The 23,589-nt window shown below is 71.1% G+C and carries 20 protein-coding genes; 2 read left to right on the top strand and 18 right to left on the bottom strand.

What is annotated here, in order from left to right; translation table 11 throughout:
• Positions 1-167: 167 nt before the first annotated feature.
• Positions 168-701, bottom strand: coding sequence for a peptidylprolyl isomerase (locus QWM81_RS08580; RefSeq protein WP_290111107.1), 534 nt, complete (start codon positions 699-701; stop codon positions 168-170).
• Between the two features lie 259 nt (positions 702-960).
• On the opposite strand from QWM81_RS08580, the gene QWM81_RS08575 reads away from it, so the two are divergent.
• On the top strand, positions 961-1,701 hold the full coding sequence (locus QWM81_RS08575; protein WP_290111199.1) for a DUF5324 family protein: 741 nt from the start codon (positions 961-963) through the stop codon (positions 1,699-1,701).
• Positions 1,702-1,739: 38 nt separating this feature from the next.
• Here QWM81_RS08575 and QWM81_RS08570 read toward each other — a convergent pair whose 3' ends face one another.
• The 8 genes from QWM81_RS08570 to QWM81_RS08535 all read right to left on the bottom strand — a co-directional run bounded on the left by QWM81_RS08570 (position 1,740) and on the right by QWM81_RS08535 (position 8,534).
• Positions 1,740-2,090, bottom strand: a complete 351-nt coding sequence (locus QWM81_RS08570; protein ID WP_290111106.1) for a DUF6344 domain-containing protein — start codon at positions 2,088-2,090, stop codon at positions 1,740-1,742.
• Between the two features lie 157 nt (positions 2,091-2,247).
• Complete coding sequence (locus QWM81_RS08565) at positions 2,248-2,412, bottom strand: hypothetical protein (RefSeq protein WP_290111105.1); 165 nt, start codon at positions 2,410-2,412, stop codon at positions 2,248-2,250.
• 691 nt (positions 2,413-3,103) lie between these two features.
• Positions 3,104-3,844, bottom strand: a complete 741-nt coding sequence (locus QWM81_RS08560) for a GDSL-type esterase/lipase family protein (RefSeq protein WP_290111104.1) — start codon at positions 3,842-3,844, stop codon at positions 3,104-3,106.
• A complete protein-coding gene (locus QWM81_RS08555) occupies positions 3,787-4,368 on the bottom strand; it encodes a hypothetical protein (RefSeq protein WP_290111103.1) in 582 nt (193 codons plus the stop codon). The genes QWM81_RS08560 and QWM81_RS08555 overlap by 58 nt, the downstream gene beginning before the upstream one ends.
• Positions 4,369-4,499: 131 nt before the next feature.
• Complete coding sequence (locus tag QWM81_RS08550) at positions 4,500-4,700, bottom strand: hypothetical protein (protein WP_290111102.1); 201 nt, start codon at positions 4,698-4,700, stop codon at positions 4,500-4,502.
• Positions 4,701-4,725: 25 nt separating this feature from the next.
• Positions 4,726-6,267, bottom strand: coding sequence for an ABC transporter permease (locus tag QWM81_RS08545; protein WP_290111101.1), 1,542 nt, complete (start codon positions 6,265-6,267; stop codon positions 4,726-4,728).
• 345 nt (positions 6,268-6,612) lie between these two features.
• Positions 6,613-7,263, bottom strand: coding sequence for a response regulator (locus QWM81_RS08540; protein WP_290111100.1), 651 nt, complete (start codon positions 7,261-7,263; stop codon positions 6,613-6,615).
• A complete protein-coding gene (locus QWM81_RS08535; protein WP_290111099.1) occupies positions 7,260-8,534 on the bottom strand; it encodes a sensor histidine kinase in 1,275 nt (424 codons plus the stop codon). Before QWM81_RS08535 ends, QWM81_RS08540 begins: the two co-directional genes overlap by 4 nt.
• A 320-nt stretch (positions 8,535-8,854) precedes the next feature.
• On the opposite strand from QWM81_RS08535, the gene QWM81_RS08530 reads away from it, so the two are divergent.
• The gene (locus QWM81_RS08530) at positions 8,855-9,967 is read left to right on the top strand and encodes a DUF418 domain-containing protein (protein WP_290111098.1); all 1,113 of its coding nucleotides are present in this window, start codon (positions 8,855-8,857) and stop codon (positions 9,965-9,967) included.
• Between the two features lie 162 nt (positions 9,968-10,129).
• Here the strand turns inward: QWM81_RS08530 and QWM81_RS08525 are convergent, their stop codons facing one another.
• From QWM81_RS08525 to QWM81_RS08485, 9 genes are all read right to left on the bottom strand, one after another.
• A complete protein-coding gene (locus QWM81_RS08525) occupies positions 10,130-12,595 on the bottom strand; it encodes a penicillin acylase family protein (RefSeq protein WP_290111097.1) in 2,466 nt (821 codons plus the stop codon).
• Positions 12,596-12,646: 51 nt separating this feature from the next.
• Positions 12,647-14,539 carry an ABC transporter ATP-binding protein gene (locus QWM81_RS08520; protein ID WP_290111095.1) on the bottom strand — a complete coding sequence of 631 codons (1,893 nt, stop codon included), beginning with the start codon at positions 14,537-14,539 and terminating at the stop codon, positions 12,647-12,649.
• Positions 14,536-16,329 (bottom strand): thiamine pyrophosphate-binding protein, encoded by a 1,794-nt coding sequence (locus tag QWM81_RS08515; RefSeq protein WP_290111094.1) that lies wholly within the window; start codon positions 16,327-16,329, stop codon positions 14,536-14,538. Before QWM81_RS08515 ends, QWM81_RS08520 begins: the two co-directional genes overlap by 4 nt.
• Positions 16,326-17,264 carry a hypothetical protein gene (locus QWM81_RS08510; protein ID WP_290111093.1) on the bottom strand — a complete coding sequence of 313 codons (939 nt, stop codon included), beginning with the start codon at positions 17,262-17,264 and terminating at the stop codon, positions 16,326-16,328. Before QWM81_RS08510 ends, QWM81_RS08515 begins: the two co-directional genes overlap by 4 nt.
• Entirely contained in the window at positions 17,265-17,840 is a 576-nt protein-coding gene (gene idi, locus QWM81_RS08505; RefSeq protein WP_290111092.1) for an isopentenyl-diphosphate Delta-isomerase, read from the bottom strand. It lies immediately after the preceding gene.
• Positions 17,841-17,913: 73 nt separating this feature from the next.
• On the bottom strand, positions 17,914-18,729 hold the full coding sequence (gene fabI / locus QWM81_RS08500) for an enoyl-ACP reductase FabI (protein WP_290111091.1): 816 nt from the start codon (positions 18,727-18,729) through the stop codon (positions 17,914-17,916).
• On the bottom strand, positions 18,722-19,414 hold the full coding sequence (locus tag QWM81_RS08495; RefSeq protein WP_290111090.1) for an SDR family oxidoreductase: 693 nt from the start codon (positions 19,412-19,414) through the stop codon (positions 18,722-18,724). The genes fabI and QWM81_RS08495 overlap by 8 nt, the downstream gene beginning before the upstream one ends.
• Before the next feature lie 68 nt (positions 19,415-19,482).
• On the bottom strand, positions 19,483-20,712 hold the full coding sequence (locus tag QWM81_RS08490; protein WP_290111089.1) for a beta-ketoacyl-[acyl-carrier-protein] synthase family protein: 1,230 nt from the start codon (positions 20,710-20,712) through the stop codon (positions 19,483-19,485).
• A 14-nt stretch (positions 20,713-20,726) separates the two neighbouring features.
• Positions 20,727-23,387 carry an aldehyde dehydrogenase family protein gene (locus QWM81_RS08485; protein ID WP_290111088.1) on the bottom strand — a complete coding sequence of 887 codons (2,661 nt, stop codon included), beginning with the start codon at positions 23,385-23,387 and terminating at the stop codon, positions 20,727-20,729.
• Positions 23,388-23,589 lie beyond the last annotated feature (202 nt).

Raw genomic sequence — 23,589 nt, 5'->3', positions numbered from 1 at the left:
GGGTGTCGGGTCCCGGAAGCCGGAGGCCGGAAGCCGGGTGCCGGAGGCCGGGTCCCGGAGGCCGGAAGCCGGGTGCCGGAAGCCGGAAGCCGGAGGCCGGAAGCCGGGTCCCGGAAGCCGGAGGCCGGAAAGCCGGAGGCCGGGTGTCGGGGTGCCGGGTGCCGCGGTCAGCTCTTGCGCGACTCGATCTCGACGGTCTCGATGACCACGTCCTCGACGGGGCGGTCGGTGCGCGGGTTGGTCCGGGTGCTCGCGATCTCGTCCACGACCTTCTTGCCGGCCTCGTTGGCCACCTCGCCGAAGATGGTGTGCTTGCCGGTCAGCCAGGTGGTGGGGGCGACGGTGATGAAGAACTGCGAGCCGTTGGTGCCCGGGCCGGCGTTCGCCATGGCCAGCAGGTACGGCTTGTTGAAGGACAGTTCCGGGTGGATCTCGTCACCGAACTCGTAGCCCGGGCCACCGGTGCCGTTGCCCAGCGGGTCGCCACCCTGGATCATGAAGCCGCTGATGACGCGGTGGAAGACCGTGCCGTCGTAGAGACGGTCGGTGGACTTCTTGCCCGTCGCCGGGTGCGTCCACTCGCGCTCGCCCTTGGCGAGCTCGACGAAGTTCCTGACCGTCTTGGGCGCGTGGTCCGGGAAGAGCCGGATCTCGATGTCGCCGCGATTGGTCTTCAGGGTGGCGTAAAGCTGCTCGGCCACGAGGTGCCTTCCGTAAGTCTGCTCTGACGTGGACCGATCCTCGCACGGAAGAGCCCGCCGGGAATCGAGGTGGGCCGGTGCTCGCCGAAGCGGCGCACGACCGGGCGAACGAGGAAGGGTCATGCGGGTCCCGCCGTGGGTACTGGTACCGCATTGCCCCGGATGCCCCGGCCCGCATGCCGACGGGGACACCGGCAGGCATGATTCCGAAAAGGACGGAAAAGCGAATACCGACCCCGCCACCGAGGAGGAGGATCCCGTGACCCGCAAGGACAGCGTGCGCGCCGCGACCAGTTCGGCCAAGGACAGCGTGCGACACGCCGCGGAAGTGGTGGCGCCCTACGCCGGAACGGCAAAGGACACGGCCACGCGCTATGCGCACGAGGCACGTGTCAGGGTCGCGCCGACGGTCTCCAAGGCCGCTCATCAGGCGCGTACGCAGGCACGTGTTCAGTACGACACGCGTGTCGCGCCGCTTGTGCCGCCGAAGGTCGACGAAGCCGCGCATCGCGCCGCGGTCCGGACCCGGAAGGCCGCACGGCAGGCGGCGGAGTACACCGTGCCGCGTGTGGAGCAGGCGGTGGCCGCCGCTCAACCCGTACGGGAAGAGGCCATGGCCCGCTCCGTCGCCACGCTGGCCGCGCTGCGCGGACAGGTGACGGCCAAGGACATTCGCAAGATCGTCAGGAAGCACGAGCGCCGGGCCAGGGCCGGACGCCTCGCCAAGGGGCTGGCGCTCTTCGGGATTCTGGCCGGTGGCGCCTTCGCCGCCTGGAAGTGGTGGGACAAGCAGGCCAACCCTGACTGGCTGGTCGAGCCCCCGGCTCCCACCGAGGTCTCCGAGCGCACTCCGCTCACCTCCGTCGACGGCACTGGTCCCGCTTCGCTCGACCCCGAAGTGGAGGCCAAGCAGGCCGAGGCCGAGGCCGACGCGGATGCCGAGGCCGGATCCGGATCGGGCATGGACACGGGCACGGGCACGGACGACGAGCGCCGGTAGGGCGGTAGGCCGGTTGAGCAGGGGGTGCCGGGTCGCCGTCAGGCGGTGAGGGCGAGGTCCAGGTCCAGGTCCGTCGTGGCCGTGGTCGCGAATCCCAGGGCGGGGACGTGACGCACGGAGGGCGACGCGCCATGGGCCTCGGCCCGGATGCGCTGCTTGATCGTGGGCGGAAGGGACCGTTCCCGTACCGCCGCCGCGTGCACCGGCTCCGCAGGGGCGTGGGGTCGGCGGGTGCGCACGGCCTGCCCCTGTACGGCGGTCGCGGTGATCTGTACGGCGGTCGCGGCCGTCGTGGCGGTCGCGGTGCGCTTCAGGCCCAGGGCGGCGAGGACCGCGGAGAGAAGAGAGAAGACTGCGGTCCAGAACTGCGTGACCTTGACGGCGGCCATGGCCCCTCGCTTTCGCTTTCGGGTTGAGCGATCTACATACCTTTCTCATGATGTGTACGCATCTTGGGATTCCCCGGAGCGACGCCACCGCTTCGCAGATCTTCAGATGAACACCACTCGTCCGGAGCAAGGCCCCGGTTGCCCTCCCGCTGCGCTGCTACGCGGCGGCCTCCGGGAAGTAGCGCGTGAACGGGTCGGGGCTGACGCCCATCACGTCTCCGAAGGGCGTGGCCAGGTAGTGGATGAGCAGCCCGAGGAAGATCGCCAGGACGACCATGCCCATGGCCATCATCAGCGGACTGCGCCCGATACCGAAGGCCAACCGAGAGCAGCGCCCCCACCACCGGCCCGGCCCACAGCACCGGAGACAGCGACTCCTGGGAAACCGCCGCACGGCCCCGGCGGGCGTCATCCAGCGTGCTGAGCTGCCCGAGCTTATCGAGAGCCGCCCCTTCCTGGGACGGGGTCGCGTCCGCGGGGCCGCGGCCACCGCCGCAAACTGCCGCACCAGGGTCCAGCCGGGCTCGGCCAGTTGCTCGCGCCGACTCAGCTTCGGCCATTCGCCCTGCACCACATGGACGGCGTAGCGCCGGGCCACATCCCGATCCCGCTGCGTCAAGATTTTGAAACAGATTCCGAAACCGACCACCCGCTCAACACCCGTCGAGCCTCCTGAATTCACGTGGTCGTGGGGGGCTCACAAGGAAAAGACAGCCCAGCTGTCGCTGAGGCAGATGGCGCGGCCGGTGCCGTCGGCATTGGCGACGACGGCACGGATGGCGTGGAAGGTGGACCGGGCGGCGCTGGCGGTGCTGCTGGCAGGCCAGGTGATGGTCGGCGTATGCCACATGGACGTGGAGGTGGAGGGGTACGACGAGCCGGAGGTCCAGGACCGGTCGGAGGCGGCCGAGATCGGAGCGGCGCGGTCGAAGGCACCAGGATGGACAGCGCCCCGGCCAGGTACGGGGATTTGCCCTGGCCGGGGCTGTTTGTGGGGTAAGTGGGCCGAGCCCTCAGAGAATGTTCAGGTCGATCTGCGACGACATCGCCAGGTAGCCCGCGTCGTTCGGGTGGAGGCCGTCCTCGGGGACGTACCCGGGACGGGAGCGGGTAGGGGTGCCCGGGTCGGCCAGAGTACGGTCGGCGTCCACCACGGCGTCGTACTCGCCGCTGGTGCGGATCCAGTGGTTCAGCTTCTGGCGGACCCGCTCGCCACGGTCGTCGGTGAAGGGGAACACCGCGCCCATCAGGGGCAGCACCGTGACGCCGATGGCCTTGACGCCGTACTCGTGGGCGAGCCGGATGAGCCGGCGGTGACCGGCGATGAGCTCTTGGGCCGTCACGGGCCTGTGGTTGGCCATGCACATGTCGCCCACCGCCGCGGTGGCGATGTCGTTGCCGCCGAGGTGGATGAAGACGGTGCTGACGCCGGTACGGGAGCGCAGTTCCTTCTCGAAGCGAGAGGTGCCCTTGGGGCCGTAGCAGGGCGAGTCGTGCAGCAGACTGTTGCCGGCGAGGCTCGCGTTGACCATGCCGCGCGGGCTGTGGGAGGCGACAAGGCGCTCCACGAGCTTGTCGGAGAACCGGCCGTCGGTCCCGGGGCGGGTGCCCACGCCGTCGAAGAGCGAGTCGCCGAAGACCATGAGGGCCGACGGCGCCCCTCCGGCGGGCGGCTCGGCGGAGACGTCCACGGCGGTCAGGTAGTACCAGGCGGGGTGGCGGACCTGTCGAAGGATTCCGAGGCGGTGCTCCACAGGTGGTCGCCCGGTGCGCGGTAGGACGTCGCCGTGGTGAAGCGGTGCACCGTGGCCCGCCCGGTGGGGGCGGCGAAGCGCAGGCTCACCACCAGCTCCTCCCGGTGGGTCGTGGGCAGGGGGACCTCGTCGGTGGTGATGTCCTTGCCGACGGGGACGGTGGTGGCGGGCGAGCCGCCGAACGTGAGGGGGAGCAGGGTGCCGGGCCTCGCCTTGGCCCCGCCGTCCGACCTGGCGACGGTCGCACCGGCGATCTTCAGGGGCCGGGTGCCGTAGGCGTTGGAGAGGCGGACTCGCAGTTTCGGTCCGCCGACGCTGAGCCGGACGACCTGCCGCAGGGTCTCCTCACCGAAGCCCGACTCGGACCAGTTGCCCTCGGGCTCGGAGGGGTCCGCGTGTGCCGGTTGTACGGCCGCTCCCCACGAAGCCGTCCACGGGGCGGCGGCGCGGGAGGACGATGTGGTCCTGGTTTCCGACGAGGCGCCGAAGGGCACGCACGCCGCGGTCATGGCCGCGAGTGCCATCAGAAGGAGTCCATGGATTCCCCACCACCGATGCGACGGTCGCATGTGTTCCACTCCTGACTGAGCTGTAGTGATGCGCTGTATGGATCACCCCCGTTCCACCCGGTGTCCGGCGTCGCGCGACAGGCGTGTCAGCGCCCCCGGGGCGACCGGGACGCCATTCCCCCGCCGTCGTACCCGGAGCCCCGCGCGTCGCTCCTGGCGAAGTACGTCGCCACGGACACCAGGAACCGGTTGGCGGAGTAGAGCTCCGCCAGTTCGTTCTCCAGTTCCGCGATCCGGCGCTCGGCCGGCCCAGCGGTGGCCGTCTGCTCCTGCTGCTCGTCGGTCATCGCGTTCGGTCCTCCCTCACGGCCTTCAGTCGCGGCTGAAACGGCGCAGCACACTCGTCATCAAGACCACGGTGAGCAGGGCCATCGAAACCAGGACCGTCATCACGGGCTGTACGTCGGCCATGTCGCTGCCCGCACGCAGCGCGCCCATGTAGTCGAAGACGGGCAGGCCGTTGGCGACCGTGTACCAGAGCGGGAGGTACACCGCCTGGAAGAGCCGGTGCGTGCGGCTGAGCGTGCCCAGGGTCAGCGCCAGGGAGGGGATGAACAGCGCGCCGCCGATCCAGGCGGCCACACCCATCCATTCCGCTGCCAGCACCATGCGTACGAGGGGACCGGCACCGACCACGGCGGTGAGCGCGAGGCCCGCGGCCCACTCGGCGACGATCCTGCGGCGTACGGAGGGGTAGGCGCCCAGCATGCCTTCGACGCCGTGCTCGTGGCGCTGGGTGCCGAGGCGGGACCAGATCAGCACCGGCCAGATCCAGGCCAGCGGCAGCATGACCCGGATGACACCGTCGAGCGGTGCGGAGAGCCCGGCCACCAGGATCGTCGCGGCACCCAGCCACCACCACCAGCGCACGCCCTGGAGCAGCACCCTGACCTCGCCGACCCACATGCGCAGCCCGACGGAGCCCGGCTCGGGAGGGGTGCGCAGCACGGCGGCGACGTTCGGCCGGCCGGGGTCGCCCCGGTGCGTCGTCGCGTCGATGACGACCGGCTGGATCACGCTCGTGGAGTCGCCCTCCGTGGTGGCGCGCGGCGCACCCGGAAGCAGTCCCTGGCCCTGCATGACACGCGCGGGATCGAAGCGGCCGAACCACAGGGCCGGCAGCAGGGCGATGACCAGCGCGATCAGGACGGTGGCCAGGCGGCCGAGGACATAGCTCGCGGTCGGGGTGAAGCCGTCCCAGGTGAACAGCCCGAGCGGCTTGTCGAGATAGGTCAGGCCAAGGCTGAACTCCCCGGTGGCGTCCACTCCCTGCGAGACCATGTCGGCGTGCATCGCCTTGACGACGCTGTTGACGCCGATGCCGTCCAGTGGCAGACCGGGTCCCTGCCCGGCCGTGGCGATGACCAGCCAGACGCAGAACCACACCACGTTGCCCAGACCCGTGCGCAGCAGGGGAAGGCTTTCGAAGAGCAGGGCGACCGCCGCCGTCATGGCCACGAGGGGCAACGCGATCAGCAGGAAGGGCTGCCAGAGGGCGATCAGGTCCACCTGGCTGGACTCGCCGCGCGCCAGTTGCATGACGAACGCGGTCAGAGCGAGAGTCCCGAGCATCGAGGTCAGCAGCATCAGGTTGCTGATGAACTTGCCGGCCATGTACGCCGTGCTGCGCAGCGGTGTGGCGGCGAGCAACTGTCCCACCCGTGTACTGCGGTCGCGCTCGATGGAGTTGCGCACGACATAGAAGCCGCCCAGGGTGATCCAGAGTCCGCTGGCCAGCGCCGTCACCATGCCGACGTACGCGCTGTTGTAGATGCCGCGGTGATCGCCGACCTGCATGATCATCCACTTGGCGTCCGGACTGGGCACCGCCACGTAGCCGAGGGCGACGCTCACTGTTGGGTGTCTCCCGGCGCAGGGAGAACAGGTCGTTGCACCAGGCGGTGATATCGCTGGAGGCCGCGCAAAGGTCCTGTTAGGCGCTGGTGGCGGCCAGGGCCTCGGGGATTTCTGTGCGGCAGGCGACTTCGACGAGGTCGTACATGAACATGCCGTTGGCTTTGCGTCGCAGCGCTCGCGCGTACCGCCGTCCGGATCGCCCGCAGCCACTGCTCCCATTCCTGGGGGCTCTGCGGCTGCTGGTCGGCGTGCAGGAGAAGACTTCCGCAGAGCGGGCCCCGGCCGTGCTGCGCCTCTCCGTTATGGGCGCAAGTTCGATTTGCGGGTCTTGGGGGGCGGTGGTCAGCGGTCGGTGCGGCCGTGTTCCTGGACCAGGATGGCGGCCTGGACTCGGGAGCGGAGGCCGAGTTTGGCCAGGATGTGGGAGACGTGGGACTTCACGGTGGCCTCGGTGATGTAGAGGCGGTGGGCGATCTGCTGGTTGGAGAGGCCTTCGCCGAGGCAGTCGAGGACGTCGCGCTCGCGGTCGGTGAGCTGGCCGAGGCCTTCGGGGTTGGGCTGGACCGCGTTGCTCGTGCCGGCGAAGTGGGCCATCACGCGGCGGGTGACCTGGGGGGCCAGTACGCCGTCGCCCTGGGCGACCAGGTGGATCGCCTCGACCAGGCGCAGGGCCTCGATCGACTTGATGAGGAATCCGGCGGCGCCGGCCTGGAGGGCGGCGTAGACGTACTCGTCGAGGTCGAAGGTGGTCAGTACCAGGACCTGGCACACGTTCTCCTGGACGAGGACACGGGTGGCCGCGATGCCGCCCCCGCCCGGCATCCGGACGTCCATCAGAACCACGTCGGGACGGAGTTGGCGGGCCATGCTTATCGCGGTCGTGCCGTCGACGGCCTGGCCGACCACCTCGATGCCGCCTGCCCGTTCCAGTACGAGGACCAGACCTGCCCGGACCGCGGCGTGGTCGTCGGCCACCAGGACCTTGATGCTCATGAGTGCTTGTGTTCCTTCTCTGGCCCCAGGGGGAGCTTCGCGTGTACCCGCCAGCAGCCGCCGTCGGGTTCTGCCGAGACCGTTCCGCCGATCGCCGCCGCCCGTTCGCGCATGTTGAGCAGGCCGGTGCCCGTTCCGGGGAGTACGGGATTCCTGGTGCCTGCCAACTTGCTGGTCACCTCCACGTGCAGGTCGCCGTCCTCGGCGCGCACCGCGACCCAGGCGCGGGACCCGGCGGCGTGCTTGGCCGCGTTGGTCAGCGCCTCCTGCACGATCCGGTAAGCGGCGAGGTCCACCGACGCGGGGATGCCGGGGGGCAGGTCTACGGGAGGGTCGGTGGGGGTGGTGGGGGTGGTGGGGGTGGTGGTTGGGGTGGGGGTCAGGGTTACTTCCAGGCCGGTGGCGCGGGCGGAGTCGAGAAGGACGTGCAGTTCGGCCAGGCGGGCCGGGGAGTCCTGGGGCAGCTGCTGCTCGTCCGCGTTCTGGCCGCGCAGCAGCTCGATCATCGCGCGCATCTCGGTGAGGGCCTCGACGCTGTTCTTCCGTATGGAACGCAGCACCGTGCTCACGGCCGGGCCGTCGCTCGCCATCGATCCCACCGCGTCCGACTGGATGGCGATCGCGGACAGATGCCCGGCGATCACGTCGTGCAGGTCCCTGGCCATCCGCGCCCGCTCCTCCGACACCGCGGTGCGGCGGTCGAGTTCGGCGATCCTGGCCTGTTGCTTCGCGCGGGTGCGCTCCGCCTCCGCCACCTCGCGTTCCTGACGTACCGTCATCGCCCACCAGACCGGCACAAAGACGATCGTCAGCATCAACAGGATGAGCAGTACGACCACTTGCCAGTCGTGCACAGACCAGAGCAGCCCTGTGGTGATCAGCACGACCAGAGCGATGACCGTACGGATGAGGGTGCGGCTCGCGCGCCGGGAGGCGTGCAGGGTGGCGCTGTAGAGCAGTTCGGAGACCACGAGCAGCATCGAGATGCTGAATCCCATCAGCACGTCGACCACGCAGCAGAGCAGGCCCGCGCCCAGGGCGGGGAGCGGCAGGTGCCTGCGGACCAGCACGGCGAGACACGCGCAGAAGAGCGGGATCAGCCGCCAGGCAATCGGCAGGTTCCACAGGGCGAGCGTGTGCACGTCCCTGAAGAAGGGATACCACCCGGCGACGTAGAGGAACGTGCCCAGCGCGAACAGTCCCACGGCCGGCAGGACGTCCCTCCGGTCGGGGGGAAAGCTCCGGCCCCGCAGGAATCCAAGACCCACCATGAATTCATAAAATCACATCTGGTCAACGGAGTTGGCGCGGAATCGACTGCTCCGAAGGTATCTCCATCGAAGGTGGGAGAGTGCTCCGTGCGCCCCTTCGAAGTGTTGAGGTCCGCTCCTACCAAGCGCCGAAGACAGGGGGCCGCGCGCGCCGCGAGGCTGGGGTGATGAAACAGCAACCAGGGAGTGGGGCCGAGACCGCGGCCCCGGCACAGTTACAGGTACCGGAGCCAGGTCGCCGGACGGGAGGGGCTGCGGGGAGCGCGACGGGCGCCGGGGCCGCCGGCCGTCGTATTGAGGTTCTGGACATCTTGCGCGGTGTGGCGATCATCGGCACTCTCGGGACGAACATCTGGTTGTTCACCCATCCGCTGGGACCGCCCAGTCTCTTCTTCCGGATGCCGGGGGCGGACTCGGCGGGCGGCGCGGTGGAGGTCGCGCTGCGGTACCTGTCGAACGGGAAGTTCCTGGCGCTGCTCACCGTCCTGTTCGGCGTCGGGCTGGAACTCCAGTATCAGTCGGCCAAGCGGCGCGGGAGGCCGTGGCCCGGCTGGTACCTGTGGCGCGCGGCGCTGCTGTTCGCCGAGGGCGCGCTGCACTTCGTCCTGGTCTTCGAGTTCGACGCGCTCATCGGGTACGCGTTCACCTCGCTGATCGTCGTCTACCTGGTGGGGCGGAGCGAGCGCTGTGTGTGCGCCTGGGTAATCGCCATGGGCGCCCTCCACCTGCTGCTGGTCGCCGCCCTCAGTTACGCGGTGATCGCCACCGGCACCGGGTCGGGCTCCGTCGGCACGATGGGCAAGGCCGACATTTACGCGGTGGGGGGTTACGGGGAGCAGATCGCGCTGCGGCTGGACCGGTTCCTGCTGTACCGCCTGGAGGCATTCTTCGTGATCCCGATGGGAGTGGTGCTCTTCCTGCTCGGCTCCCGGCTGCTGCGGGCCGGGGCGTTCGAGCGGAGCGAGCGCGGGGCCCGCGTCCGCCGCCGGCTGATGGTGGTTGGGCTCGGCGTCGGCGCTCCGCTGAACCTGCTGACCGCGTTCGGCGGGCCGCACTGGTTCGTGGTGGACCGGTACCTGCTGCCGCCGCTGGTCGCCCTCGGCCTGCTGGGGCTGGTCACCACGCTGGTGCACCGGATGACCGGTGAGCACGGTGTACTGCGGCGCGGCGTGACGGCGGTGGGCCGCAGCGCCCTGTCCTGCTACGTGTTCCAGAACCTGGTGGCGGCCGCACTCTGTTACGGCTGGGGGCTGGGGCTCGCCACCGAACTCGACTGGGCACGGCCGTGGTGGCCGGTGCTCGCCTGGGCCGCGATCGTCAGCTCGTTCCTGGTGCTGTCGACGCTGTGGATGCGCAGGTTCAGCCGGGGTCCGTTGGAACTCGTGTGGAACTGGGCCTACTTGGCGCCCCAACGACTGGGCCGTGCTGGGTAGGTGCCCGCTCGATCCGGGAAAGGGGGCGGCGGCGCCCGCATCAGCTCCGGGCACCGCCGCCTCCGATTCCCGTCGGGCGCTCTCCGTCGGACGTTTCCCGTCGGACGATCTCTGTCGAATCGGATTCTTCAACGTCCTGCTCGGGAACGTGGTTCACCGGGTTCAGGGTGCGCGCAGTTCCACGGTGCGCAGTTGCGGGGACGCGGCTATCTCGCTCTCGCAGAACCGGCCCTTGGTGAGCTGCCCCTTGGCGTACAGCTCGGTCTGGTCGGCGTAGTGGGGCGAGGTCGGATCGCCCGACTGCGAGGACGCGAGCAGCCGTGCGACGTCCGGGCACTCACCTTCGGTGAACGAGACGACCTGGATCAGGCTCGCGCCGTAGTCGACGCCCCCGTACCCCTTGCCCTCCTCCCACTTGTGGCCCTGGACGTTGATCAGGCCCAGTGCGTTGGGGCCGCCGTGCGTGGGCAGTTTGCGTCCGCCGCGCACCACGTACTGGTGCTCGCCCAGCGGTGCGTCGGGCGCGATGCCGAGCCGGTTCAGCTCCGCGACGGCGTCGCCGAGGGCCGCCGCCACCGCGGGGTGGGCGGTGTCGAGGTCCCGGGGGGTGTTCACCGGGTCGTTCCGGTCGAAGGGGGTGCGCCACGGCGCCGCGCCGCGCCCCAGCAGCTTGGTCCAGAAGCGGCTGAAGAGCAGCGCCCCACGGCTGTTGGGGGTGAACCGCCTGTCCCACTCGGCCAGCGCCCGGCAGGCCGGTTGTACCTCGACGGGGCCGCCGGCGGCCGGGGCCTTGCCGCCGGGGAGCGCGGCGCACATCCGTGCCGTGTCGGTGGCCGCCAGTTCCGCAATCTTGCTGCGGTCGGCGAACAGCAGATCCTGCATGTTGCGGCGGGTGAACCCCTTCCCGGTCAGACCGTCGGTGCCGGCGATGCGCTCCTGAAGGGCGGTGAGGGTCATCCGGGTGCGGGGGGTGCGTTCCGTACCGACGCTGCCGACGACGCGCGGGTAACCGGTCAGCGGGGCCTGCAGGTTGGACAGCCAGGCGCTGTCGTTGGAGTTGGACGCGTAGTCGTCGCGGTAGTGCGCGGGCAGCTTTCCGGGGCCGAGCAGACCGGGTACGACCGCGTCGGCGCTGTTCCCCCAGGCGCAGCCGGTCTGGGCGCCGTCCAGGACGGAGAGCCCGGTGTCCTGGAAGATCGCCCGGCCGAGCTCGGTGTTGCAGCGGGCCGCGAGTTCGTCGGTGAGGTGCGGGGCGACCTGCACTCCGGAGAAGAGGGTCCGGCCGCCCCTGTCGGCGGCCACCGTGTTGACCCACGGTATGCCCTGGGTGCGGACGAGAGCGTCCTGCACGTCCTTGGTGCTCTGGGCCCTGTTGAGGTCGAACCAGGTGTTCAGGCCGCGCAGATTGCCGGTGTTGCCGTCCCGCAGGGCGTACGCCGCGTCCGCCGTCCAGCCGGTGGGCAGCCCGAAGGCGGCGCCCAGCACCGGGCCGTACCGCGTGGACCACAGCGTCCGCTCGACGGTGGAGAGCGTGCCGTCGGCGGCGCGCACCCGGACGGCGACCATGCGCGAGGTCATCCGCTCCGGCCTGCCGTCGACGAGGTGGCTCGTCGGGTCGCCCGGAACCGGCTTGAGCTGGTAGAGCCCCAGCGGTACGGCGGCGGAGACGGTGTGACTCCAGGCGACGTTCTGAGTGTGGCCCGAACGGATCAGCGGCACCCCCGGCAGTCCCCCGCCGGACGCGTTCAGTTTGCCCGGGACGGTCAGCTGGACCTCCCACAGCCGCATCGCGCCCGTCCAGGCGAAGTGCGGGTTGCTCAGCAGCAGGCCGCGGCCGTTCTCGGTGTACCGGGTGCCGACAGCGAACGCGTTGCTGCCCATGCCTTCGCCGCCGAGCGCCTCGGTCACCGACCGCACAGTCGCCGCGCGGTCTCTGAGCACCGGGGTGCGCCGTGCGGTGCCGGTGGAGGGCGCCGCGGACGCCGGCGGGGCCGCGGAGACGATCGCGTCAATGACCCGGCCGGCGCCGCCCGAGGTGCTCAGCGCGTGGAACTGGCGGTAGACGTCGATCTCCTTGATGGGCCGCAGCCAGGGGGCGCCCTTGCAGGACGGGTCGGTGACGCCGTTCGGTCCGGTCTCCGCGAGGTACCGGTTGTAGCCGCCGACGTAGCCGCGCACGATGTCCCGCACCTCGGCCCGCGGTCCGACCGGGGCCGGCTCAGCGAGCGCCTTCTCCACCACCTTGGAGTCGTTGACCTGCTGGAAGTAGAGGTCGCTGTGGAGGTTGGAGCGGGCCGGGCCGTACGCGTTGGTCGGTCCCTCGGCTCCGCGGTGCAGCGAACGCTGCGCGGCCACCGTGAGGTAGGTGTCCGCGAGCACGCAGATGTTGTCCTTCGCGACCGCGTAGCCGTAGCCGTAGCCGAGGCCGGTGAAGTCGTCCGCCTTGATGTGCGGCACTCCGTACTCGGTGTAGCGGATCGTGGCGGCCGGCCCCCCGGCGGCTTCGGCCCGCACGGTCGTGTCGGCGGTTCCAGCCGCGGCGGCGGGCAGCGTGCCCGCCGCGAGTCCGCAGGTCACCAGCAGGGCGGCCCAACGGAACAGCTGGGCATGCCGGTTGGTGTACTTCATCTCTCCCCCATGAGTCTTTCTCCGCCCGTACGCGCCTCGCGCGTACGGGCCTTATCCGTAGGCGCCCTGGGCGCCCGCTCTGCTCGGCGGTTCGGCCGCGAGGCCCCTGACCGGGTCGGTGCGGTCGTCGACGAGGCCCTGGTAGGCGGCGAGAGTCCGGTAGAGCGGACTGTCGCGCAGCAGCGACTCGTGGGTGCCGACGGCCGCGACGCCGCCGCCGTCGAGCACGATGATCTGGTCGCTGTCCACGACGGTCGCCAGCCGGTGGGCGACCATGACCGTGGTGGTTCCGATGCCGCAGGAGCTGAGCAGCCGCTGGAGGCTCCACTCGGTCTCCGCGTCGACGCTCGACGTCGGCTCGTCCAGCAGCAGCAGTTCGTGGTCGTGCAGCAGTGCCCGCGCCCACGCCAGACGCTGGCGCTGGCCGCCGGACAGTACGACGCCCGCGTCGCCGAGGTCCCGGTCCAGGCCGTCGGGGTGGTCGAGCAGAGCTCCGAGTTCAACGTCCCGCAACGCCGAGCGCAGCGCGTCCTCGGAGGCGTCGGGAGCGCCCAGTCGCAGGTTCTCGCGCAGCGAACCCGCGAAGACGGGAGCGTCCTGCTCGACCATGGAGAGCCGGGCGCGCAGGCTCTCGTGCGACATCTCCCTGATGTCCTGCCCGTCCACCCGGATCGTTCCGCTGCCGGGTTCGTAGAAGCGGGCGATCAGCGCCAGGATCGTGGACTTGCCGCCGCCGGACGGACCCACGACGGCCGTGCGCGAACCCCGGGGCACCGTGAAGCTGGTTCCGCTCAGTACGGGCGGGCCGCCGAAGTAGCGGAAGCCGACGTCACGGAACTCCACCAGGGGGTGGGGGCCGGGATCGTCGGTAATCACCGCGGGCGCGGTCCGTAACCTCCCGCCGGCAAGGGCGGCTCGCGCTTCCGATGCGTTTTCCGCCGCGCGGGCGGCTTCCGCCGCCTCCTGCTCCGTCGGGATGCTCAGCACCTCCGCCGAGCGGTCGATGGCGGCCAGCCCGACCTGCACCGTGGTGATCGCCCGGGACGCCTGGTTGAGCGGCAGCACCACGCTGAACAGGTAGAGCAGGAAGGCGACCAGGTCGCCCAGGGCCATGCTGCCCTCGGAGACCCGGTAGCCGCCGACGAGCAGCACCATGAAGATGGCGATCTGGATCGAGGTGGTGACGGCCGGCTGGACGACCGCCTCGCGCCGGGACAGCTGGAGCCCGGCCCGGTAGGCGTCGTCGGCACGGCTCGCCACCCGCGCGTACTCCCGCTCGGTCGCATCGAAGACCCGGATGGTCCGTACGCCGTGCAGGGCCCGCTCGAACTCCGCGGTCATCCGGCCGACGTGTTCCTGGGCGGTGCGGCTGATGCGGCGCAGGGACGACATCAGCGCCCACAGGGCGACGGCGGCCAGCAGCACCGAGGACAGCGTGACGGCCAGCAGCAGGGGGTCGATGAACGCCAGCACGACGACGGATCCCGCGCCCAGCAGGACGGCCGAAATGATGTCGAAGACGCCGTTGCTGATCACCGAGCGCAGCAGCGACGTGTCGGTGCTGAGCCTCGAGATCAGGTCGCCGAGCCGACGGCGGTCGTATTCCACGACGGGCAGTCGCAGCAGCCGCCTGATCAGCGCCTGCCGGGTGTCGACGACGGTGCTCTCCGCGAGCCGCTTGAGGAGGTAGACCTGTACGCCGGTGAAGACCGCCTCGCTCAGGGTGACCGCGGCCAGCAGCAGCACCGGGGCGAGCAGCGCCCGCTCCGCCCCCGCGCCCTCCACGATGTCCCGTACGATCAGCGGCTGCAGCAGCGGGAAGACCGGGGCGAGCAGCGAGGTCAGGCAGCCGAGCACGACCAGGCGGCGCCGGCCATTGCCCCGCTCCCAGGTCAGCGCCCACAGGGTGCGCAGCCCCGGGCCGGGCTCGGCCGCCCGCTTCACCGAGGACCCGCGGGCGCCGCGCAGGCGCGGATCTCCTCGTCGGACGCGACGCCGGTGACCGGCGGCCAGTCGTCCGCCGAGCACCGCACGCGCACCACGGCGACCCGGCCCTCCGCCGCCGCCGACATCGCCGCGCGCAGGGCCTCCGCCGTGTCGGCGGGCTTGGCCACCGTCCACGTCAGGACACCGCCGTCGAACTCGGGACGGGCGGGGTCGTCGGCCGTGAACAGGTGCGGTGGTCCGTCGAGGTTGTCGACCATGCGCTGGAGCCAGCCGTAGCCGCCGTTGTCGAGGATGACGTACGTGAGGCCGATCCGCTCCCGAAGCAGGGTCGGCAGTTCGACCCGCAGAAGGTCGAAGGCGCCGTCGCCCACGATCGCCACGACCGGCGCCTCGGGTGCGGCCAGTTTGGCCCCCGCCGCCGCGGCGGCCCCGTACCCGAGGGTCGTCTGCTCGGACGGTACGACGCTGCGCGTTCCCGCGGGCAGTCGCAGGACCGGGTACAGGTAGGACCAGATGTCCATGAGGCCGTTCTCGTGGACGACCACCGCCCGCTCGGGCAGTGCGCGGGAGATCTCCCGCACGACGGCCTTCACCCGGACCTGGTCGTCGGGCAGTTCGGGGTGCGCGGGAAGCGCGGCCCAGGCCTCCAGGTCACGGCGGACCGCCGTGATCCGGCACGTCCAGCCGCCGTCGGCCGGGCGCGTGGGCCCGGTCTCCCGGCCGGCGCCGGCCGCTCCGGTGCCGAGCGCGTCGGCCCAGTGGTGGGCGGTGGCGGCCGCGTCACCGTGGACGAGCGGGCCCGGCCAGTCGTACGAGAACTCGTCCGCGTCGACGTTGACCTGGCAGACCGGCACTCCCTGCGGCAGCCCCTCGGTGGCCGTCTCCTCCAGGCGGGATCCGAGCGTCACGACGAGGTCGCAGTCGTCGAGCAGGGTCCGCACCGGCGGCTGGGCGTAGAGGCCGGCCAGCCCGCAGAACAGGGGGTGCGACTCGGCGACCGAGCCGCGTCCGCTCGCGGTCACCAGCAGGGCGGCGCCCAGTGCCTCGGCGAGCCGTTCCGCGGCTCCCGGCACCCGAGCCCCGCGCAGTCCGCCGCCCGCGAGCACCACTGGCCGCTTCGCACCGGAGACCTCGGCGGGCGGCTCGGGAGCCGTGTACCGGGCGGGCAGCGGCGGCCGGGAGTCCAGCAGATGCTCCACGACCTCGAACCGCTGCTCCAGGAAACCGTCGGGTATCTCCAGGAAGACCGGTCCGCGCGGAGCCTCCCGCACTAGGGCCGCCGCCCGGCGCAGCGCGGGCAGCAGGCGGTCGGGGTGCGTGACCCGCCCCGCCCACTTCGTCACCGGGGCGGCGAGCGCGAGCGCGGGCGCGTCCTGGAAGGTGCGGGCGCCCTCGGACTCGACGGCGGTCCCGCCCGCCAGCAGCAGTACGGGGCTGCAGCCGGTCGCCGCCTCCAGCAGACCGCCGACGGCATTGGCGACGGCGGGGCCCTTGCCCACCACGCACACGCCGGTCCGTCCGGAGGTCACGGCGTAACCGGATGCCATGTGGACGGCCAGCCGCTGGTCGCGGCACCACACCAGGCGGATTCCGGCGCGCTCGAAGGCGGACACGACGAGCACGTCGTCGCCGGGCAGGCCGAACACGGTGTCCACGCCCTGCCGGGCGAGGAACTCCGCCACCAGGTCCCAGGTGCCGTCGAACGCCCGGGAAGCCGGGGCGGCGTCAGGAACAGCGGCAACCGGGACGACGGCGTCCGGGGTACGGGGCCTTTGCTGGTCGTTCATGCGTTACCGCCAGAAGTGTCGAGGAATTGCCAGTGCGGTCCGAAGGGGCGGGGCGTTCCGTCGAGCAGCGTGCGCTGGAGACCGCTCAGGACCATGCGGCGGGGCCGGTTCGCCTCCAGCCGCAGCCGGCGGGCCGCGAGGTCCGAGCCTGGCCGCCCCAGCACCACCCGCATCGCCTGGAGGGTGCGCGGCGACACCTGGGACAGAGCCCCCACCGTCTCGTACATCAGGGTGCTGCCCATCTCGTCCAGCCAGCTCCTGCCCTCGGACTCGCCCCAGCGCCGGACCGCGAAGTTGTACGTGTTGAAGGAGCCGTCCGCGGCGTCCTCACCGGTGCTCCTGAGGTCGTCCTCCAGATCGATGAACGACATCAAGGGGGACAGCAGCGTGCTCAGTTCACGCGCCCAGGGGCGGCCCGTCAGAGCGGCGGCCACGCCCAGGAACGCCTTGAGGTCGGAACACCGCAGCCGGACCGCACGCGCCAGGTCGTCCTTGTCGAAGGTGTCGGCGGAGGCGAGGAGCCGGGTCTCCAGCTCGAAGTAGTCGGCCAGTTCCTCAAGCCGGTCGTGGACCGTGCCGTCGAACAGTTCCAGCCCCTCAAGCACCAGCCGGAACTGCTGCAGCCACTGCCGTCCGGGCTTCTGCGCTCCGGCGAGCTGGTGGGCCTCGTACGCCCAGTCCGCCTCGTAGACGACCGCCCACAGGTGGTGGAACAGCGGTGCAACCAGGACTCGGTCGGCGTCATCGTAGCCGAGCGCGCGGAACGCCGGCGCGAGCGAGCGGTAGACCTTGGCGCCCTTGATGTCGGCGGCCAGCGAGGTATGCGGCTCCTGCCAGGCGGGGCCGGTGGCGCCCTTGGCCCGGCCCTGGGCCAGGAGGGCCAGGGCGGGTACGCGGGCGGGCTCCAGTAGCCCGCCGAGGAGTGCGTGCCGCATCTAGCGCGCCACCCCGCACAGCCTGTGGGTTTCTTCGGCGACCTGTACGAACCACGGGGTGAACGCGGCTGCGCCCGGCCCGCGCAGCTCGCGCAGGACGTCCTCCAGCGGCCGCCAGGCCACCTCGGAGACCTCGGCGGGGTCGACGGCCGGGGGGTCGCCCTCGTAGTCGCCGACCAGTACGTGGTCGTACTCGTGCTCGACGTAGCCGGTGCCCGGGTCCTCGGCCCGGTAGCGGAACGCGTCGCCCGTCCGCAGGGTGTCGACGCGGATGCCGAGCTCCTCGACCAGCCGGCCCCGTGCCGCTTCCAGCGGCGTCTGGCCCGGGGCGGGGTGCCCGCAGCAGGTGTTGGACCACAGCCCGGGGAACCGCCGTTTGGTCGCGGACCGCCGCTGGAGCAGCACCTCGGCACGCTCGTTGACCAGCATGACGGAGAACGCGCGGTGCAGGAGTCCCGCGGTGCCGAAGTGCGCCTCGTGCACGGTCGTGTGACCGACGGACCGGCCTTCGGGATCGACGAGCTCGACCCGCAGCCGCTCCCGGCTCTCCTGGATCACGGTGGCTGGGCTGGGCACTGGTTGTTCCTCACTTCTCACTTCGTTGTACGCCGACGGGGGATCGGGTAAGTCCGCGCGACCGGTCGCCATTTCAGGGGCCGGCGATGTGGTAGCCGCCGTCCGCCCACACGACGGACCCCGTCGTCACGGGCATCCAGTCCGACAGGACCGCGCAGCAGGTCCGCGCGACCGCGGCGGCGTCCTTGTCGTCCCAGCCCAGCGGCGCCCCCTTGTCCCAGTAGGCCGAGTCGAAGCCGGGGATCGAGGTGGCGGCGACGGTGCGCAGCGGCCCCGACGCGACCACGTTCACGCGGATGCTGCGCGGCCCGAACTGCTGCGCCAGGTAACGGGACACCGACTCCAGGGCCGCCTTGGAGACGCCCATCCAGTTGTATCCCTCCCAGGCGCGCTGGCCGTCGAAGTCCAGCCCGAGAACCGAGGCTCCGGGGGCCAGCAGGTCCCGGCAGGCGTGCGTCAGCGAGGCGAGCGAGTACGCCGACACCTCCAGCGCACGGGACACGTCCGGCCAGGGCACGGCGGCGAAGTCCTCGTCGAAGCAGCCCGGCGGGCCGAAGGCAATGGAGTGCACGACGCCGTCCAGGCCGTCCGCGTGCGCTGCCACCAGCTCGGGCAGCCGGGCCAGGTGCTCCCTGTTGGCGACGTCGAGCTCGATCACCGGCACCGGTCCGGGAAGCCGGGCACAGACACGTTTGACCAGCGACACGCGCCCGTACGCGGTGGCGATGACCTGCGCGCCGGCCAACTGGGCCTGCTCGGCGATGTGGTAGGCGATCGAGTTGGGCGTGAGGATGCCGGTGACCAGCAGCCGTTTCCCGGCCAGCAGTCCGCTCCCCACCCCGGTCCCGCGTACGGACCCCGCCCCGTTGTCGTTCGTCGTCTCAGACACCCATGCTCACCCCACCGTCGACCGGAATGACCGCCCCGGTGATGTACCGGGCCTCCTCGCTGGCCAAGTACGTGATAAGAGAACCGACTTCGGTTACCGTCCCGGCACGCCGCAGCGGCACGGTCTCGATGAACTCCTGCCGCACCTTCTCGGGAAACTCCCGGCCCATGTCCGTGTCGACGAGCCCGGGGAGGATCACGTTCACCGTGGTGCCCTTGCGGGCCAGTTCTCGGGCGAGGGTACGGGCGAGCCCGATCAGCCCCGACTTGCTCGCCGCGTAGTTGCCCTGGCCGATACCGCCGAGCAGCGCGGCGGTGCTGGAGCAGAAGATGACGCGGCCGCGCCGGGACCGCAGCAGCGGGCGGATGCTCGCCTTCACGGGGTAGAAGGCACCCATCAGATTGGTCTGGACGACGGTGGTGAACTCCTCGACCGTCATCCGCGACAGCAGGTTGTCCCGGGTGATGCCGGCGTTCACCACAAGGACGTCAAGACCGCCCAGTTCCCCGACGGCGGTGGCCATCGCCCGCTCCACGTCCTGGGCGTCGCCGACGTCGCAGGCCAGCGACAGGGCACCGGGGACCGGCGCACCGGAGACGCTGAGCGATACGACCGTGTCGCCGTGCTCGACGAACCGGTCGACCACCTCGCGCCCGATGCCGCGCGTACCGCCGGTAACGATCACCTTCCGCGCGGTGGGACCCGCTGCCGCGCCGGAGCCCGTGGCTTCGGGAACGTCTGCCCCCGCCGGGCTCAGCACGCCTTCACCACCAGCGCGGCGTTGTGCCCGCCGAAGCCGAACGAGTTGGACATGACCACCCGCAGCCGGTGCTCCTGCGCCTGGTGCGCGACGAAGTTCATCTCGGGGAACTCCGGGTCGTCGCAGTTGATCGTGGGCGGCGCCCAGCCGGTCTCCAAGGCCTTGACGCAAGCGATCAGCTCGACGGCGCCGGCCGCCCCGATCATGTGGCCGGTGGTCGACTTGGTGGAACTGACCGGGATCTGCCGGGCCCGCTCGCCCAGTTCGGCCTGGATGGCGAAGGTTTCGGTGCGGTCGTTGAGCTGCGTGCTCGTGCCGTGCGCGTTGATGTAGTCGATCTCGGCTGGCTCGACCCGGGCCGCGGCCAGCGCCCGTCGCATCGCGAACCGCGCGCCGAGCCCCTCGGGGTGCGGTGCGGTGATGTGGTGGGCGTCGCTCGCCGCGCCGTATCCCGCGAGCTCCGCCAGGGGCGTGGCCCCGCGCCACCGCACGCTCTCGGCCGACTCCAGGACGACCGCGCCCGCGCCCGAGGAGAGCACGAAGCCGTCCCGCCCCCGGTCGAAGGGGCGGCTGGCCGCGGTGGGGTTGTCGTTGTAGTTGGCGGTCAGCGCGCGGGTCGCCGCGGTGAGCGCGAGGTCCTTGCCGCTCATGGAGTCCTCGGCGCCGATCGCCACCACGATGTCCGCGTCGCCCCGCTCGATGAGACGGTGCGCCTCGCCGACGACGACGGTGCCCGAAGCGCAGGCCGCGGACACGGCGAACGACTCGCCCATGGCGCCCAGTTCCATCGACAGGTAGGCGGTCACGATGTCGATCGACGCGTACGCCGACAGATGGGGGCGGACCGCTCTGGCGCCCTTGGCGTCGAAAACCCGGACCCCTTCGGCGTCCAGCTTGGTGGTGCCGTACCCGGAGCCGACCAGGACGGAGATCCGCTCGGGCGGGCAGGCCCCGGGCTTCACGCCCGCCTGTTCCAGCGCCTGGTGGGCGGCGGCGACCGCGTACCGCGCGTACGGGTCCATCCTGCGCACCTCGGTGCGCGGCATGTGGTCGGTCGGCTCGAAGTTCTTGATCTCACCGCCGATGGTGACCGGGCAGTTGCCTGGGTCGAAGCTGGCGAGGGACGCGATGCCGCTGCGGCCCTCCACCATGCCACTCCACGTCTCGGCCACCGTGTTGCCCAGCGGTGTGACGGCACCGATGCCGGTCACGTACGAACCCATTGCTGCTTCCTTTCTCACCGACGGCGGCCGCCGGTCACCGATGCGCTCCGTTGTTTACGGGCCGCTGTGGTCAGCCGCCCGGCTCCGGCCCCCAGGCCGTTCCCGTACTCGGCCACCGCCTTGGAGATGAGCAGGGGCTGTGGGAAGCGCCGTCCGTGCTGCGCCGCGTAGCCGGCCCGGACGCCGCTGCCGCCGAACGGTTTGTTGCCGTTGTCGATCTCGATGAGCGTCGAGTCGACGCTCACCATGTGCCGTTCGCGCAGGAACTCCACCAGGTCGCCGGCCGCACCGTAGACCGAGGCCCCGAACGCCCGTTCCAGGAAGGGCTTGGTGTTCAGCACCCGCTTCAGCGTGGCCTCGTCGTCGTACACGACGAGGTTGAAGACGGGTGCGAACTGCTCGGCCACGTCCAAGGGTTCGTCCGCCTCCCAGACCAGCACGGTCGGCAGGAGGTGAGACCGGGTGACGTCGACGACGCCACCGCGGTGGATGCGGCGCCGGTTGGCGATCAGGTAGCGGGTGACCTGCTGCAGCACGTTCGGGTCGTGGATGCTGCCGTAGTCGGTGCCGCTGTCGCCGATCTCGCCGAACCTCAGCGCCCCGACGCGGCGGGACAGCGCCTCGCGGAACTCCTCGGCCACCGCGCGCTGCACGAAGTAGAGGTCCGGGGCCAGGCAGTCCTGTCCGGAGTTGAGCATCCGCACCCTGGCTCCGTCTGCGGCCGCCTTCTCCACGTCCGCCTTGCCGGTGATGATGAACGGGTTGACGCCCTGGCCGAAGAAGAGGAAGAGCTGCTCGTCGCCCAGGCTGACCCGCAGTTCCTCGGCGTTCTCGTACCGGCCGGTGAAGACGACCGTGCCGGCGTTGCCGCGGATGGCGTCGGCGTACTCGCCCTGGGTGCCGGTGAACGCGGTGACGTCCAGGCCGTGGACGGGGGCCAGCATCTCGTGCAGCCGCAGCGTCACGTCCGCGCACCGCGACGAGGGGCGGAAGCTGATCCGCTCGGTGAAGAGCGCGGGCACCAGCAGGTACAGGGCGTACGAGTAGAGCACCACGTTGGACGGCATGAAGACCCAGGAGGCGGGCACCCTCGGCGGCCGGTGCAGCGCGTACTCGGCGGCCGCGCCACGCAGGGTGGCGACAAATCCGTCGATCTCGATCTCGGCGGCCTGCCGGTCGGTGATTTCGCCAAGTACCTTGACGAAACGTTCCTTCTCGGCGTGTACGTAGTCCGCGGTCCTGGCCAGCGCCGCAAGGGTGTCGGTCAGCCGCCGGTCGGACCTGAAGGGCTCCCCTAGCAGGCGCGGGGCGCTCAGCCGCTGCGCGGTGGCCGCCTCCGCGAAGTTCTGGACCCGGCCGACGTCCACCTTGCCGAAACCGTTCAGCGGCAGCTCGTCCACGACGAAGACGTGGTCGGGCGTCTCGTACGCGGCCAGGTGCGCGCTGATCTCCCGCCGCCAGTGCGCGTGCGTGTTGCGGCCGGGGTCCGCGACGACGGTGACCAGCCGCTGGCCTCGCTCCGCGTCGTCGACCACCGCGCAGACGTTGGTCACGCCCTCGTCGGTGAGCCGGCGCTGCACCTCGGCCGGATAGACAGTGAACCCGCCCCGGGACAGGGCGGACCGGCGGCCCAGCACGGTCAGGTTCCCGTCGGCGCCGACCGAGGCTATGTCCTCGGTGTGCTGCCAGCCCCGCTCCGCGAACACGGTCCGGCCCTCGGCGTCCAAGCCGCCCACGTACTGGTCGGGAGTGCGCACCAGCAGCTCGCCGACCTTGCCCGGGAGCACAGGTGCTCCCGCCGCGTCGACGACGCGCACCTCGACGCCCGGCAGGGCCTCGACCACCTCGGGCCTGTCCGGCCAGGCGTGCGCCACGTTGCCCAGCTCGGTCGACCCGTACCCGTCGAGCAGCTGACGGCCGCTGGCCCGGTGGAAGCTCTCGGCGAGCCGCCCTTCGAGGGGACCGCCGCCCACGCACCACATCCGTACCGCGGACAGGTCGTCAAGCAGCGCGGGGTTGCGGGCGGCGAGGCCCAGTATCGCCCGGTAGGTGCGCGGGGGCGCGTCGACGACGGTGGCCCGGTGGCGTTTGCCCAGCCGCAGCGCCTCCGACAGGTGCTCGGGCGGCACCACGAGCAGCCCGGTGCCGGCGATCCAGCTGAGCAGTGCCACGGACAGGCCGTACTGATGGGTCATCGGCAGCAGCGGCAGCAGGACGTCGTCCGGCGTGTACTGGACGCGTTCCGCGGTGCGTACGCAGTTGTCGATGAAGGACCCGCCGGACTTGACGACGGCGCGCGGCGCCCCGGTCGTCCCGGAGGACAGCAGAATCAGGCCATCTTCGCGCCGGCGCCAGGCAGCGGTCCGGAAGTCGGGGAGTTCTGCAGCGCCGCCCGCCTCGGCGGAGGTGACGGTTCCGGGGCCGTGGTCCCACAGGTCGCGCAGCGCGATCGCCCCCGGCACCTCCTTGACCAGGTCTCCCTGGAGCACGGTGTGCCCGGCCCGCAGGCCGGCCAGGCCGCCGGGGCGGCGGAGCTGCGCCCTGTCGAGGACGACAAGCGACACGTCCGAGGCGATCAGACTCAGTACGGCCGCGTGGAACTCGATGGTGTTGTCGCCACTGAGGACGACCCGGTCCCCGGCCCGGACCCCGCGATCGTGCAGGGCACGCCGCATGATCTTGATTCCGTGGCCGAGCGCGAGTTGGCTGATTGCAGCCCGTCGCGCGACGACAGATGGTGTTTCCCCCGGTACGGAGGGCATCAGATCTCCCCGTTGTCCTCAGTCTTACGGTATTCGTGTCGTGCGGTGCCCGTGTCTGGCGATGTCCGTGCCCGGCGGTGTCCGGGAGGAACGGGAGAGGGGCGCGGCGCACAGC

It is taken from the genome of Streptomyces ficellus (genome assembly GCF_030406405.1).
Classification (GTDB): domain Bacteria; phylum Actinomycetota; class Actinomycetes; order Streptomycetales; family Streptomycetaceae; genus Streptomyces; species Streptomyces ficellus_B.
The sequence above is the reverse complement of the archived record's forward strand: the minus strand, read 5'-3'. Positions and strand labels throughout refer to the sequence as shown.

Excerpts from the sequence above, each read along its gene's own strand:
- QWM81_RS08525 (WP_290111097.1), bottom strand. The coding sequence starts at position 12,595 with ATGAAGTACACCAACCGGCATGCCCAGCTGTTCCGTTGGGCCGCCCTG.
- QWM81_RS08535 (WP_290111099.1), bottom strand. The coding sequence starts at position 8,534 with ATGGTGGGTCTTGGATTCCTGCGGGGCCGGAGCTTTCCCCCCGACCGG.
- QWM81_RS08540 (WP_290111100.1), bottom strand. The coding sequence starts at position 7,263 with ATGAGCATCAAGGTCCTGGTGGCCGACGACCACGCCGCGGTCCGGGCA.
- QWM81_RS08550 (WP_290111102.1), bottom strand. The coding sequence starts at position 4,700 with ATGACCGACGAGCAGCAGGAGCAGACGGCCACCGCTGGGCCGGCCGAG.
- QWM81_RS08555 (WP_290111103.1), bottom strand. The coding sequence starts at position 4,368 with ATGGCACTCGCGGCCATGACCGCGGCGTGCGTGCCCTTCGGCGCCTCG.
- QWM81_RS08570 (WP_290111106.1), bottom strand. The coding sequence starts at position 2,090 with ATGGCCGCCGTCAAGGTCACGCAGTTCTGGACCGCAGTCTTCTCTCTT.
- QWM81_RS08510 (WP_290111093.1), bottom strand. The coding sequence starts at position 17,264 with ATGCGGCACGCACTCCTCGGCGGGCTACTGGAGCCCGCCCGCGTACCC.
- QWM81_RS08485 (WP_290111088.1), bottom strand. The coding sequence starts at position 23,387 with ATGCGGCGTGCCCTGCACGATCGCGGGGTCCGGGCCGGGGACCGGGTC.
- QWM81_RS08515 (WP_290111094.1), bottom strand. The coding sequence starts at position 16,329 with ATGAACGACCAGCAAAGGCCCCGTACCCCGGACGCCGTCGTCCCGGTT.
- QWM81_RS08490 (WP_290111089.1), bottom strand. The coding sequence starts at position 20,712 with ATGGGTTCGTACGTGACCGGCATCGGTGCCGTCACACCGCTGGGCAAC.